Annotated in this window: 13 protein-coding genes; 7 read left to right on the top strand and 6 right to left on the bottom strand. The window is 74.0% G+C overall.

All coding sequences use genetic code 11. The features are described 5' to 3' along the window. The first annotated feature begins 128 nt into the window (after positions 1-128). Genes ACIQUC_RS16765 through ACIQUC_RS16745 form a run of 5 tightly spaced genes read left to right on the top strand, consistent with a single transcriptional unit; the run spans position 129 to position 5437 of the window. The gene (locus tag ACIQUC_RS16765) at positions 129-1334 is read left to right on the top strand and encodes an alanine racemase (protein WP_402269171.1); all 1206 of its coding nucleotides are present in this window, start codon (positions 129-131) and stop codon (positions 1332-1334) included. After that, the gene (locus tag ACIQUC_RS16760) at positions 1334-2176 is read left to right on the top strand and encodes an IclR family transcriptional regulator (RefSeq protein WP_022908270.1); all 843 of its coding nucleotides are present in this window, start codon (positions 1334-1336) and stop codon (positions 2174-2176) included. The genes ACIQUC_RS16765 and ACIQUC_RS16760 overlap by 1 nt, the downstream gene beginning before the upstream one ends. Further along, positions 2173-3150, top strand: a complete 978-nt coding sequence (locus ACIQUC_RS16755; protein ID WP_402269169.1) for a sugar kinase — start codon at positions 2173-2175, stop codon at positions 3148-3150. The genes ACIQUC_RS16760 and ACIQUC_RS16755 overlap by 4 nt, the downstream gene beginning before the upstream one ends. Before the next feature lie 17 nt (positions 3151-3167). After that, positions 3168-3830: a bifunctional 4-hydroxy-2-oxoglutarate aldolase/2-dehydro-3-deoxy-phosphogluconate aldolase gene (locus tag ACIQUC_RS16750; RefSeq protein WP_402269167.1), complete on the top strand. Its 663-nt coding sequence runs from the start codon at positions 3168-3170 to the stop codon at positions 3828-3830. Then, complete coding sequence (locus ACIQUC_RS16745) at positions 3827-5437, top strand: amidohydrolase family protein (RefSeq protein WP_402269165.1); 1611 nt, start codon at positions 3827-3829, stop codon at positions 5435-5437. Before ACIQUC_RS16750 ends, ACIQUC_RS16745 begins: the two co-directional genes overlap by 4 nt. 25 nt (positions 5438-5462) lie before the next feature. Here ACIQUC_RS16745 and ACIQUC_RS16740 read toward each other — a convergent pair whose 3' ends face one another. Next, positions 5463-5852, bottom strand: coding sequence for a RidA family protein (locus ACIQUC_RS16740; RefSeq protein ID WP_402269163.1), 390 nt, complete (start codon positions 5850-5852; stop codon positions 5463-5465). A 249-nt stretch (positions 5853-6101) separates the two neighbouring features. On the opposite strand from ACIQUC_RS16740, the gene ACIQUC_RS16735 reads away from it, so the two are divergent. Continuing rightward, positions 6102-7346, top strand: coding sequence for a hypothetical protein (locus tag ACIQUC_RS16735; RefSeq protein ID WP_402269161.1), 1245 nt, complete (start codon positions 6102-6104; stop codon positions 7344-7346). A gap of 91 nt (positions 7347-7437) precedes the next feature. Here ACIQUC_RS16735 and ACIQUC_RS16730 read toward each other — a convergent pair whose 3' ends face one another. The 3 genes from ACIQUC_RS16730 to ACIQUC_RS16720 form a co-directional block, all read right to left on the bottom strand. Next, on the bottom strand, positions 7438-7929 hold the full coding sequence (locus ACIQUC_RS16730) for a pyridoxamine 5'-phosphate oxidase family protein (protein ID WP_402269159.1): 492 nt from the start codon (positions 7927-7929) through the stop codon (positions 7438-7440). A 294-nt stretch (positions 7930-8223) separates the two neighbouring features. Beyond that, positions 8224-8847 carry a hypothetical protein gene (locus ACIQUC_RS16725; RefSeq protein WP_402269157.1) on the bottom strand — a complete coding sequence of 208 codons (624 nt, stop codon included), beginning with the start codon at positions 8845-8847 and terminating at the stop codon, positions 8224-8226. A 138-nt stretch (positions 8848-8985) separates the two neighbouring features. Continuing rightward, positions 8986-10095 (bottom strand): LLM class flavin-dependent oxidoreductase, encoded by a 1110-nt coding sequence (locus ACIQUC_RS16720; RefSeq protein WP_402269155.1) that lies wholly within the window; start codon positions 10093-10095, stop codon positions 8986-8988. Between the two features lie 149 nt (positions 10096-10244). On the opposite strand from ACIQUC_RS16720, the gene ACIQUC_RS16715 reads away from it, so the two are divergent. Then, positions 10245-11153 carry an SDR family oxidoreductase gene (locus ACIQUC_RS16715; RefSeq protein ID WP_402269153.1) on the top strand — a complete coding sequence of 303 codons (909 nt, stop codon included), beginning with the start codon at positions 10245-10247 and terminating at the stop codon, positions 11151-11153. Positions 11154-11310: 157 nt separating this feature from the next. On the opposite strand, the gene ACIQUC_RS16710 is transcribed toward ACIQUC_RS16715, so the two are convergent. Both ACIQUC_RS16710 and ACIQUC_RS16705 read right to left on the bottom strand, forming a co-directional pair. Beyond that, positions 11311-11991 (bottom strand): SGNH/GDSL hydrolase family protein, encoded by a 681-nt coding sequence (locus ACIQUC_RS16710; protein WP_402269151.1) that lies wholly within the window; start codon positions 11989-11991, stop codon positions 11311-11313. Between the two features lie 146 nt (positions 11992-12137). After that, complete coding sequence (locus tag ACIQUC_RS16705) at positions 12138-12848, bottom strand: SGNH/GDSL hydrolase family protein (protein WP_402269149.1); 711 nt, start codon at positions 12846-12848, stop codon at positions 12138-12140. Between the last annotated feature and the right edge of the window lie 102 nt (positions 12849-12950).

Below are 12950 nucleotides of genomic sequence, written 5' to 3'. Positions count from 1 at the left end.
TTCCCCGACGTGCTCGGACGGCCCTGACGGACAGGCGTTCTGCAACGCAGAATGAGCAGGACGAGCGCGTTGCCACCCACACCCGGCACACGGGAGCGTGGAGGCACCGCAGACGCACAGGAGGATCGATGACGACCACACCCGGCACCGTCACCACGAAGGGCGCTCCCGACCCGGCCGCCCCGACGGACCGGCACGTCCTCGACCACGCGCACCTGCCGGTGATGACGCTCCGCGAGTCGGCCCTGGCGAACAACACCCGGGTGATGCAGGCGTACGTCGAGCGCCACGGCCTGTCCTTCGCGCCGCACATGAAGACGCACATGGCACCGGCCCTCGCCGCCCGCCAGGTCGCCGCCGGCGCCTGGGGTGTCACGGTCGCGTCGGTCCAGCAGGCGATGGTCGCGTGGGAGCACGGGTTCCACCGGATCCTCGTCGCGAACGAGGTCCTCGACCCCGCCGGACTCGCCTGGCTCGCCTCCCGCCGCGCCGAGGACCCCGCCGCCGACGTCCTCTGCTGGGTCGACTCCCCCGCCGGCGTCGACGCCGGTCGCGCCGCGCAGGACGCGGTCGACGGCGAGCTGCACGTCGTGGTCGAGGTCGGGTTCCCCGGGGGTCGTACCGGGGTCCGCACCGCAGGACAGGCACGCGACCTCGCGCAGCACGTGCACGAGGTCGGACTGACGCTGCGCGGGGTCGCCGGGTACGAGGGCGGCCTGCCGGACGAGCACGCCGCCCACGCCTACGTCGACGGCGTGCTCGAGGTCGCTGCGGCCGTTCGCCCGCTGGTCGACGCTCCGCGTGCGCTGCTCAGCATGGGCGGCAGCGCCTGGTTCGACGGCGTGGTGGACGCGGTCGCGGACCGCCCGGACGACCTGGACGTCGTGCTCCGCTCCGGTGCGTCGCTGACCCACGACGACGGCTTCTACGCCGAACGCACACCGTTCCACCGGCACCCGGACGAGGGCTCGCTGCTCCCGGCGATCGAGGTGTGGGGCCGGGTGACGTCGTGCCCCGAACCCGGGCTCGCGCTGGTCGCGGTCGGCAAGCGGGACATCTCCTTCGACGAGGGGCTGCCGGTGGTCCGGTCCGTCCGTCCAGGAGGCGCGGCTGGCGTCCGTCCCGTCACCCCGGCCCCCGGGGCGGTCACCGTCACCCGCCTCGACGACCAGCACTGCTACCTCGCGCTGGCGGACGGGGCACCCGGGCTGACGCCCGGCGACGTCGTCGTGTTCGGCGTCTCCCACCCGTGCACCGTGTTCGACAAGTGGCGCCGGGTGGTCGTCATCGACGACGACGAGACCGTGCTCGAGACGATCGAGACGTGGTTCTGATGCGCGCCACGACCCCGGTCGCGCCGCTCGGCGACGACGCGCCGGCCCGCAACGCCGCCCTGTCCCTCCGCCGTGGTCTCCGGCTGCTCGACTGCATCGCCGACCGCACCCGGAACGGCGAGCCCTCGGTGTCACTGACGGTGCTCGCCGCCGAACTCGGCACCTCGAAGTCGACCGTGCTGCGGCTGACCGCGCCGATGCTCGAGAACGACCTGCTGCGCCGCACCCCGGACGCCGGCTTCACGCTGGGACTCGGCGCGCTGCTGCTCGGGCAGAGCTACCTCGAGGGCATCGACCTCCGCGCCGCCGCGGCACCGTTCCTCCGGCGCACCGCCGAGCGCACGGGGCTCACCTGCCACCTCGTCGTGCCGGACGGCACCGACATCGTCTACGTCGACAAGGTCGAGACCCGGGGCACGGTCCGGATGGGGTCGCGCATCGGCAACCGGCTGCCGATGCGGAACACGGCCTCCGGCAAGGCGATCGTGGCGTTCGGCGAGCCGGAGCTGCTCGAACGGGTGCTCGCGGAACCGGCCACCGCGATGACCGAGCACTCGATCGTCGACGACGACCGCTGGCGGGCCGAGATCGACCGGACGCACGGCCGCGGCTACGGCATCGACGACCGCGAGAACGAGCCCGACATCCGCTGCGTCGCCGCGCCGGTGCTCGACCACGCGAACCAGGTCGTCGGCGCGATGAGCATCTCGGGGCTCGCGTCCCGGTTCCCCGCCGCCGCGGTCCGCGAACTGGGCGACGGTGTCGTCCGGACCGCACGCGAGATCTCGGTCGCACTCGGCTCCTCCTCGGCGCAGCTCGCCCTGGCGAAGGGGACACGGTGACCGGCCGCGTGGTGACCTTCGGGGAGACGATGCTGCTCCTGACCGGCCCGGGCACCGGTGCGGTCCCCGACCTCGACCACATGCGGGTCGACACCGGCGGCGCCGAGAGCAACGTCGCGATCGGCCTCGTGCGCGCCGGCGTCCCGACGACGTGGATCGGCCGCGTCGGCACCGACCCCGCCGGGGACCGCGTCGCCCGGGACGTCCGGAGCGAGGGCGTCGACGTCGTGGCCGTGCCGGACCCGGACCGGTCGACGGGGATCATGATGAAGGAGCGTCTGACCGACGGGCGGACGCGGGTGACCTACCACCGCCGGGGTTCGGCGGGATCGGCACTGCGGGCGACCGACCTGCCCGAGAGCGTCGTGGAACGTGCGGCGCTCGTGCACGTCACGGGCATCACCCTCGCGCTCTCGGACGACGCCCGGTCCACCGTCGAGGCCGCACTCGACCGCGCCGACGCCGCCGGGGTGCCGGTGTCGTTCGACGTGAACCACCGGCCGAAGCTCATCGACCCCGTGACCGCCCGTGCCCGCTACCGAGCGGTCGCCGAGCGGTCCGCGATCGTGTTCGCCGGGGACGACGAAGCCCGGCTCGTGCTCGGGCTCGCCGACGACGAGGGTGACGACGAGACGCTCGCACACGAACTCGCCGCCCTCGGCCGGGGCCGCGCGGTCGTGAAGCTCGGCTCGCGCGGAGCGGTGGCCTCCGTCGACGGCGTGTTCCTCAGGCGCCCGGCGACCCCGGTGCGCGTGGTCGACCCGGTCGGCGCCGGGGACGCCTTCGTCGCGGGGTGGCTCGCCGCGACCCTCGGTGGCGCCACGTCGACCGAGGCGCTCGACCGAGCCGCCGACGCCGGAGCGCTCGCCTGCACGATCGAGAGCGACTGGCGTCGCCCGGACCCGGCAGCACTGCACGACCCGACCACCCCCACGGACGTCGACCACGCCGTCCACGACCGCGTCGACCGCTGAGGCGAGGAACGAAGACCATGACGAACACCACCAGCACCGACCCGGCGACCGAGCCCCGCGTCCGGCACCGCCACGCCGCCGGGCCCGCGATCGCGATCCTCCGGGGTGGCACCGGCGACCACGTCGAGGACGTCATCGCGACCCTCGTCGACGCCGGCGTGCGGGCGATCGAGCTCACCACGAACACGCCCCGTTGGCGCGAGGGCATCGCCTGGGCGGCCGACCGCTACGGCACGGCGGCGTCGATCGGCGTCGGGACCGTGCTCGAACCGAGCCAGCTCGATGAGGCCGCTGCGGCGGGTGCCGTCTTCGCGGTGAGCCCACACCTCGACGCCGACATCGGGGAGCGGGCACACGAGCGCGGGCTGGGTTGGTACCCGGGGGCCGCGACCCCGACCGAGATCGTCCGCGCCTGGCGACTCGGAGCGCGCGCGGTCAAGGTGTTCCCGGCCGCGCCGCTCGGCGGGCCCGCCTTCCTCAAGCAGGTGCTCGCGCCGCTCGACTTCGTCGACGTCATCCCGACGGGCGGCATCGGCGTCGACGACGCGTCCGACTACCTCGCGGCCGGTGCGGTCGCCGTCGGCCTCGGGTCCCCGCTCGTCGGGGACGCCCTGACGACCGGCGACCTCGACGGCCTCCGCACCCGCGCCGAGCAGCTCGTCGCGGGACTCAGCCGGTGACGGCCGCGGTCCTGCTCACCGGCGGCGCCGTCGTCGACACCGACGGGTCGGCGCGTCGGACGGACGTCCTCGTCCGTGACGGGGTGGTCACGGAGCGGGGGGACGCCGGCCGGATCACCGCCGACGCCGACGCCACCGTGGTCGACTGCACCGGCCGCCTCGTCCTGCCCGGTCTCGTCGACGCGCACTCGCACGCGGGGTCCCTCGTGTTCGACGAGACCGTCCAGCTCGCGCTCCTCCGACAGGGCGTCACCACCATCATCACGGGGCAGGACGGCGTCGGACCGGCACCGGGCGACGGCTCGTACGCCGCGCGGTACTTCGCGGCCATCGACGGCTCCCACCCGACGTACCGCGGCGACGGCCTCGCGGGACTCCTGGCGACCTACGACGGCACGACCGCGCTGAACGTGGCGACCCTGGTTCCCGCCGGCACCGTCCGGCACGAGGTCATGGGTGACGACCCCGCCCCGGCGGACCCCGAGCAGCTCGATGCGATGCGCGCCCTCGTCCGGCAGGGCATGGCGGACGGTGCGGTGGGGCTCGCGACCGGACTCGACTACGTCCCCGGACTGCACGCGGACACCGAGGAGATCGCCGCCCTCGCCGCCGAGTCGGCCGCCGCCGACGGTGTCTACGTCACGCACATGCGCGGCGGCTACGAGGCGAACGCCGGCGCCGGCATCCAGGAGATCGTCCGGATCGTGCGCGCCGGCGGTGGGCCGGCCCATGTCTCCCACCTGCACGCCCCCGTCGACCTCGCCCTGGCCGAGCTCGCCCGGGCCGAGGCCGCCGGCGCGCCGCTGTCGTTCGACGCGTACCCGTACTCGCGCGGCTGCACCATCCTGTCGATGCTGCTCCTCCCGGCGGGCCTCGCGCGGCCGGGCACCGACGACCTCGCCAGGGCCCTCACGGCGGACGACGGTCGTGCCGAGGTCCGGGCCGCCGTCCTCGATCGGGTCCTCGGGCGCGCGGACCTCGGACCGGGGTGGGCCGAGCAGATCACGCTGTCGCACGTCCCCGCGCCTGAGTTCCACGCGCTGCAGGGTCGCACGCTCGCCGACGCCGCCGCGGCCACCGGAACGGACCCCGTGGACCTGGCGCTCGACGTGCTGGTCGACTCCGACCTGCAGGTCACCGTCGTGATGCGCGTCCCGCACCCGCGGACACCCGAGCAGCTGGCGGAGCTGTTCCGGTCCGGCGGGCACACCGGGGGGTCCGACGGCATCTTCGTGGGGACGCACCCACACCCCCGGGCGTACGGCACGTTCGCCCGGTACCTCGGCGACTACGCCCGACCCGGACTGCTGTCGTGGTGGGACGTCCAGCAGCACCTGTCGACCGTTCCCGCCGAGCGGTTCGGCCTCGGGCTGCGCGGGGCCGTCGCGCCCGGGTGGATCGCCGACCTGGTCGTCGTCGATCCCGAGCGGGTCCGTGCACGGTCCTCGTACGCCGAGCCGATGCTGCTCGCCGAGGGCATCGACGACGTCCTCGTCGCCGGGGTCCCCGTGCTGACCGCCGGTGCCCTGACGCACGCGACCCCCGGTGCAGGCATCCGTCGGACGACGTGGAGTCGTCCGGCGACTGCGAGCGCCGGGGGTCGATGAGGCTTCGCTCAGCGAGCCGGGCGGGTCACTCCGCCGAGGGCAGCACCGCCACCACGTCGATCTCGACGAGGATGTTCGCCAGGTGCGACTGCACCGTGGTGCGGACCGGGTACGGCTGCGAGAAGTGCTTCGCGTACTCCTCGTTGAAGGCGGCGAAGTCGCGGTCGGAGTGCTCGAGGTGCACGGTCGACTTCACGACGTCGTCGAGCGTGGCACCGTGCTCGGCCAGGACGGCGGCGACGTTCGCGAGCACCTGGGCGGTCTGGCCGGCCACGTCGTCGGCGATCGCGCCGGTCGCCGGGTCCTGCGGGCCGAAGCCGGCGGTGTAGATGAAGCCGTTCGCGATGATGCCCTGGCTGTAGGGGCCGGCGGGCTTCGGCGCGGCGTCGGTCACGATGGCGGTCTTGTTCGGCACGGTGCTCCTCGGTGTCGATCGGGATCGTTCGGACGTCGCCCCGACGGACCGGCCGCGCCGTCGCGGCCGGAGGACGACGCGACCAGGCTAGGCGAGCGCCCCGCGCCGCACCCGACCCACCACCGGACGCGTTCCGTTCTGCACAACGCGAGTCGCGCCTCCCGGGCACGCCGTGAGGAACACCCAAGCATCGTCCGTCTACGCTCGTACCGTGCCCTCTGCCCTGCCCGAACGCCGCGGAGCGCCGCGGTGAGTCGACTGGACGGGACCCTGACGGAGTCGATCGCGAGCGGACGCCGCCGGGTCATCGACCTCGCGACCGCGCTGCCGGCGTGGGCCGCGGTGCTCCTGGTCTGGACCGGAGGCCGCATCGTCTCGACGTTCTGGCTGGCCCTCGCCTACCCGCTCATCGGTCGCGCGCTGCCCGAGAACGCGATCTGGGGCAACGGCCACGGCTTCCTCAACTTCCTGACCGCCTGGGACGGGCAGTACTACGAGCAGATCTCGGTGCACGGGTACCCGACGAGCCTGCCGCTCGACGCCGCCGGCAACGTCGCACAGAACGCGTGGGCCTTCCTGCCGGCGTTCCCCTTCACGATCCGGATGCTGACCGCGTCGACGGGGGTGCCGTTCGACGTCGGCGCCCCCGTGATCGCGCTGCTCGCCGGGCTCCTCGCCACGTACCTGCTGCACCGTCTCGTCCGCGACCGCGCGGGGTCGTCCGCCGCGATGTGGGCGGTGTTCTTCTTCACGTGCGGGCCGCTGTCGTTCCTGCTGCAGGTCGGCTACGCCGAGAGCATGTTCCTGGCGCTCGTCTTCGGGGCGCTGATCGCCCTGGAGCGTCGGCGGTACGGGCTGCTCACGGTCCTCGGCGTCGTCGCGTCGTTCACCCGGCCCGGGGCCCTCGCGATCCCGCTCGTCCTCGGGGTCGTCGCGCTGGTGCGGTGGATCCGTGCCCGGCGGACCGAGGGGGTCCGCTCGCTCGACGTCTTCCCCGTGGCGGAGCGGGTCCGGGTCGTCGCCGCCGGCCTCGTGATGGCGCTGGCCGGGTTCGCGTGGCCGGTCATCGCCGCGCACGTGACCGGGTCGCCGAACGCCTACCTCGAGACCGAGATGTCCTGGTGGGTGAACTTCATCGGCCGGGTGGACTTCCTGCCGCTCACGCCGTGGTTCCTCATCGCCGGCCGGTGGCTGGGCGTCGGCGGCATCCTCATCGTGGTGTTCCTGCTCGTGTCCTACCCGGTCTGGCTGCTCCGTCGGTCGACCCGTCGCCTCGGGTTCACGACCGTGGTGTTCTCGGCCGCGTACGCGCTCTACATCTTCGCGGTGTCGCTCCCGATGGCGTCGACCCCCCGGCTGCTCATGCCGCTCGCGCCGTTGTTCGGATCGCCGGAGCTCGTGGCGAAGCCGTGGATGCGGTGGACCCTCGTGGTGTGCGCGGTGCTCGGGCAGCCGGTGCTCGTCGCCGTCCTCTGGCTGCTCGGCCCGCCCTGACGCGGCACACCCGGCGCCCGCGGTGTGCGGGGCCGGGTGCGTGCGGTCGGACGGGTCCGGCTGGCCGGGATCCGGTGCGTCGGTCGCCCGACTAGAGCTCGACCGTCCCGTGGTCGCCGGTGTCCGGCTGGCTCTGCTTGCCGATCGCGGCCTTGAGCGTCTGCACGAGGCTGCCGACCGGGCCGGTGTCCTGCGTCCAGTACTCGACCGAGTCGCCCTCGACGGTGAGGAGCCGGATAGAGGGGTCCTGACGGCCCTCCGGGAACCAGGCCTCGGCGAACGGGGACCACAGCTCGTCGATGACGGTGTCGTCCTGGGTGACCCTGGCCGTGCCGGCGATGGACAGGTACCCGCCCTGCGACTCGATCGCCACGTTGACGTGCGGGTTGCGGGCGATGTCCTCGACCTTCTCGCTCCCGTCCTGCACGAGGAACCGGAGGGTGCCGTGGAACGCCTTGTCCTGCACGGCGAGGGGCCGGGCGTGCAGTCCGCCGTCCTCGCTCACGGTCGTCAGCAGTGCCGTTCGGGCTCCGTGGACGATGTCCGAGATGGCTGCGCGCTGGTCTGCCTCTGTGTCGGTCATGGTGCTCCTCTCGCGTCGTGCGCCCCGTTGTGCTCGACGTTCGGCCGGCCCTCGGGCGCTGTCCGTTCCGGCCAGTCTGCTCTGCGACGCTGAGCGCGTCCGGCGGACAGGGCTGCGGAGCCGTGCGGGCGCTGTCGCGTGCGGGAGTGTGCGACAACACCGATGTCGTACGACCTCGACGATGTCGCCGCCGCGCGCGTGCAACTGTTGCTCCCGCAAGGAGCGACTTCGCGGACGTCGTACGACGGCGACGATGTCGTTCCGGGTCGCCCCGCCCGCCCGGAGGCCCCGGCGTCAGACGCGCTCGCGGATCGTGGTCTCGACGTCGACGACCTGCGGGATGCGCGGCATCGACGCGAACCCGAACGCCACCGGCGGGTCGAGCGGCGCGAGCTCCCCGAGGGGCTCCCCCGCCCAGGTCCCCCGCACGCCCGTGACGTCGTGCGCCCCGGTCACGCCGTAGTACTCGCGCCGCCCGTTGCCCGCCGAGCCCGCGGTGCCCGATCCGGGCGCGACGAGCCGCGCGACCGGGTCGATCGCGGCGAGCCACCGGGGGTCACGGGCGACCGGCTTCGGGACGATGCGCAGGATGCGCCCGAGCGGCGAGATGCCACCGACGTCGATCGAGGCCTCGAGGGCACCGGCGGCGAGCTCGAGGCCCCTCGCGGTCCGACGTGCCGAGACGTCGACGACCGAGACGGTGTCGAAGCGGTAGGTGCCGGAGACGTAGGCGGCCACGATCTCGTCGGGCGCGAGCAGCACCGACGAGCCGTCGGGGAGCTCGAGGAAGACGTCCGTGAAGGCACCGAACGGCGAGCGTTCCCACATGCCGACCACGATGCGGACCCCGGAGGTCGTCCCGACGCCCATGATCCGACCACGGAACCGACGTTCGAGGGCAGCGGGGCGTGACGTCATGCCCTGGACCGTACCCGGCGACCCCGTGAGGGGCGCGGATGCGGCGAGCCGCGCCTCCCGGCCACCGCAGACGCAGCCGAGCGCACCACCGGAGCACGGCCGGCTGCACCGCCGACCCGGGGCCGGCGACGCCGCGCGCTATGCGACCGGAACCGGCTCCGCGAGCAGCTCCCGCACCCGCGGCGCGACCTTCGTGCCGTACAGCTCGATCGACCGCATCATGTCGTCGTGCGGCAGGCGACCCGTCGCGTACCGCATGTCGAACCGCGAGACGCCGAGGATCCGCATGTTCCGCGCGATCTTCCGGGCGACCGTCTCCGGCGACCCGACGTAGAGCGAGCCCCCGGCCGAGAGCCCGGCCCGGTAGCCGGCGACGTCGAGGGGCGGCCAGCCGCGCTCCCGGCCGAGCTGGTCGGTGACGGCCTTGTGGTAGGGCCAGTAGCGCTCGGCGGCCTCCTCGTCGGTGGCGGCGATGAACCCGGGCGAGTGCATGGCGATCGGCTGCTGCGGCAGGTCGAGCTGCGCGAGCGCCTGGCGGTAGAGGCGCGAGAACGGGGCGAACTGCGCGGGCTGCCCACCGATGATCGCGAGGAACAGCGGCAGGCCGTACGACGCCGCACGGATGACGGACTGCGGGGAGCCGCCCACGCCGACCCAGGTCGGGATGGGGCCGTGCTCGAGCTTCGGGAAGACGTCCTGGTCGGTGAGCGATGCGCGCTTCGTGCCGGACCACGTGACCTTGTCGCCGCCGCGCAGGGCGGCCCAGAGCTGGAGCTTCTCCTCGAAGAGGACCTCGTAGTCACGCAGCTCGTAGCCGAACAGCGGGAAGGACTCGGTGAAGGAGCCGCGGCCGAGGATGACCTCGGCACGGCCGTCCGAGATCGCGTCGACGGTGGCGAAGCGCTCGTAGACCCGGACCGGGTCGTCGCTCGACAGCACTGTCACGGCCGAGCCGAGCCGGATCGTGCGGGTCGACGCGGCGATCGCGGCGAGGACGACCTCGGGCGCGCTCACGATGAAGTCGGCGCGGTGGTGCTCGCCCACGCCGATGAAGTCGATGCCGACCTGGTCGGCGAGGACAGCCTGCGCGACGACGTCGCGGATGCTCTGCGCGTCGGACTTGACGCTGCCGTCGGGGAGTTCGGTGACGTCGCCGAACGTGTCGAGGCCGAGCTGCACGGGGCCGATCCGCTCGGGTGCGGGCGGCGGCACGTCCGAGGGACGGTCGGTGCCGAATGCGTTGCTCATGCTGTCCTCCTGATCACGACCGACCGTGGGCGGCCGGCGATGGACCGCGACCGACCGGTGGTGACCGGCTGGTCGGCATTTCCATGCGTTTGTATGAATCTACCACGCGCGCACCGGATCCGCACCTCCCGGCGAGTACGGTCGCGGGCATGCCCCAGATCCCCGACCAGACCGGCCGCCGCATCGTCGTCACCGGCGCGAACAGCGGAACCGGCAACGAGACCGCCACGCGCCTCGCCGCAGCCGGGGCCTCGGTCGTCCTGGCCGTCCGCTCGACGGAGAAGGGTGACCGTGCCGCGGCCGACATCCGCGCCGCACACCCCGGCGCCGACGTCGAGGTGCGCGAGCTCGACCTCGCCGACCTCGCGAGCGTCCGACGCTTCGCCGCGGGCATCGTGGCGGACGAGCGGGCCCTCGACGTCCTCGTGAACAACGCCGGCGTGATGGCCCCGCCGAAGCGGTTCGAGACGGTGGACGGCTTCGAGCTGCAGTTCGGCACGAACTTCCTCGGCCCGTTCGCCCTGACGAACCTGCTGCTGCCCTCGATGCTCCGGTCCCCCGACGCCCGTGTCGCGACGATGTCGAGCCTCGCCGCGATCCCCGGCCGGATCCGGTTCGACGACCTGCAGTGGGAGCGCGGGTACAACGGCTGGCGTGCCTACTCGCAGTCGAAGCTCGCCGACCTGCTGCTGGCGCTGCACCTGCACCGGATCTCGGTCGAGCTGGACTGGCCGCTCGTGAGCACCGCCGCGCACCCCGGGTACACCCGGACGAACCTGCAGTCGGCCGGTCGTTCCCTCGGCCGCTCGAAGCCCGTCCGTTCCAGCGACCGCGCGCTGCCCTTCACGCAGGGCGTCGAGCAGGGCTCCGAACCGCTGCTGTACGCCGCGGTCGGGCCGAACGCGGTCGGCGGCGCCTACTACGGACCGTCCGGTCCCTTCGGCCTGGTCGGCCCGACGACCACCGCGTCGATCCCCGGATCGGCGCGGAGCGCGGACCTCGCCCGGTCACTCTGGGCGGTCGCCGAGGACCTCACCGGCACGACGCCGCCGGTCTGACCGGCTCGACGCCGTCGGTTCGACCGGCTCGACGCCGTCGGTTCGACCGGCTCGACGCCGTCGGTCTGACCGGCGGATCGGGCGGGCATGGCGACACCGCGCACGTCCCGCCCGTCGGGTGGGCCCGGAGGCGCGGCGCACCCCCGCCCGTCGGGCGTCACAACCGCACGTGGTCGCGTCCGAGGGCGGCGGTCACCGCCGCCGCGATCGCGCGCTGGCCGCGTGCGGTCGGGTGCACGTCGTCCGACTGCATCCAGTCGGCGTGCCCCCGGAGCGGCTGGCCGACGTCGACGAAGGTGCCGCCCGTCCGCCGCACCGCGGACCCGAGTGCCGCGGACACCGCCGCGAGCTGTGCCGGTGGCGCCTCGTCCGACCAGATCGCGCTGAGACCGACGATGCGCGCTCGGGGCATCGTCCGGTGCGCGTCCGCGACGAGCTGTGCGGTGGCCCCGTCGAGCACGTCGTCGTCCTGCCCGAGGTCGTTCGAGCTCGCCTGCAGCACGACGGCGACGGGGTCCAGCGCGGCCGCCCGGTCGAGGAGCTCGTCGTACGTCGCGGCGCACTGGTCGTCCCCCTCGACGAGCACTCCGGCGCCGTCGCACCCGAGGTCGGTGAGCCGCAGGTGGTCCCGCGTCGCGATGAGCTCCGGCCACGCCAGGCCCGCCGCCAGCCCGTGCCCGCGGGTGATCGAGTCCCCGATGACCACGACGCGTGACGGGACGCCGGCCGTGCCGGCGAGCGCCACCATCGTCGTGACGTCCGGCGAGCAGGCGGTCAGCACCAGCGCCGCCACGACGGCCGTCCCCGCGGCGAGGACGCGTCGGACGATCGGGGGCACGCTGCGACGGTAGGACCGTCGGCTGTGGCGCACCCGTCACCCGGGTGCGCGTCCGGACAGCTTCCGCCCGACGCCCGACGCCCGACGCCGGACGCCTGACGCCCGACGACCGCGGCCCAGCCCCGGCCCTGCCGGGCCCAGCGGCCTCAGAAGCGCACGTGGTCCCGTGCGAACGCGGCCGTCACCGCCGCGGCGATGGCCTGCTGTCCCCGCGCGGTCGGGTGGACGTCGTCGGACTGCATCCACGTCGGGTGTCCGCGAAGCGGCTCGCCGATGTCGACGTAGGTGCCGCCGTCCCGGTCGAGCGCGTGCCGGAGCGCCCCCGAGATCGACGCGAGCTGGGCGGGCGGGGCGTCCTGGTCCCAGATCGCGCTGAGCCCGATGAGCCGCGCGTGCGGGAGTCGGCGGTGCACGTCCTCGACGACCCGGTCGGTCGCGCTCCGGACCTCGGCGGTGTCGAGCCCGAGGTCGTTCGAGCTGGCCTGCAGGACGACGACCTCGGGCCGGAGGTCGACGGCGCGCTTCACGAGCGTCGCGTACGCGCTCGCGCAGTCGTCGTCGTCCCCGATCGCGGCGACGCCGGCGCCGTCGCAGGACAGGTTCGTGAGCGACCACCCCTGCCGGTCGGCGACGAGTGCCGGCCACGCCTCGGCCGTCGTCAGCCCGTGGCCGCCGGTGATCGAGTCGCCGATGACCACGACGCCGGTCCCCGCCGCGTCGTCCCACGGGGTGCTGGACGCCTCGGACGGTGCGGTTGCGCCGACCGCGCTCGACGGGCTGGCGGCACACGCGCCGAGCGCGAGCACGACGACGGTGGCGGCGAGCACGGCGAGCACGGTCCGGGTTCCGGTGGTCACGAACGGTGACGGTACGCGCACGGACCAAGGCCGGTGGCGCGATCGCGCTGCGGGTGCGCTCAGGCGCGGTGCGCTCCGGAGGGACGAACCGAGCGCTCAGGC

Origin of the sequence: Curtobacterium sp. NPDC098951 (assembly GCF_044759965.1) — a bacterium.
Classification (GTDB): domain Bacteria; phylum Actinomycetota; class Actinomycetes; order Actinomycetales; family Microbacteriaceae; genus Curtobacterium.
This window is presented reverse-complemented; position numbering and strand designations above follow the sequence as displayed.

Coding starts and splice junctions, on each gene's coding strand:
- ACIQUC_RS16765 (WP_402269171.1), top strand. CDS start 129: ATGACGACCACACCCGGCACCGTCACCACGAAGGGCGCTCCCGACCCG.
- ACIQUC_RS16760 (WP_022908270.1), top strand. CDS start 1,334: ATGCGCGCCACGACCCCGGTCGCGCCGCTCGGCGACGACGCGCCGGCC.
- ACIQUC_RS16750 (WP_402269167.1), top strand. CDS start 3,168: ATGACGAACACCACCAGCACCGACCCGGCGACCGAGCCCCGCGTCCGG.
- ACIQUC_RS16730 (WP_402269159.1), bottom strand. CDS start 7,929: ATGACCGACACAGAGGCAGACCAGCGCGCAGCCATCTCGGACATCGTC.
- ACIQUC_RS16725 (WP_402269157.1), bottom strand. CDS start 8,847: ATGACGTCACGCCCCGCTGCCCTCGAACGTCGGTTCCGTGGTCGGATC.
- ACIQUC_RS16720 (WP_402269155.1), bottom strand. CDS start 10,095: ATGAGCAACGCATTCGGCACCGACCGTCCCTCGGACGTGCCGCCGCCC.
- ACIQUC_RS16715 (WP_402269153.1), top strand. CDS start 10,245: ATGCCCCAGATCCCCGACCAGACCGGCCGCCGCATCGTCGTCACCGGC.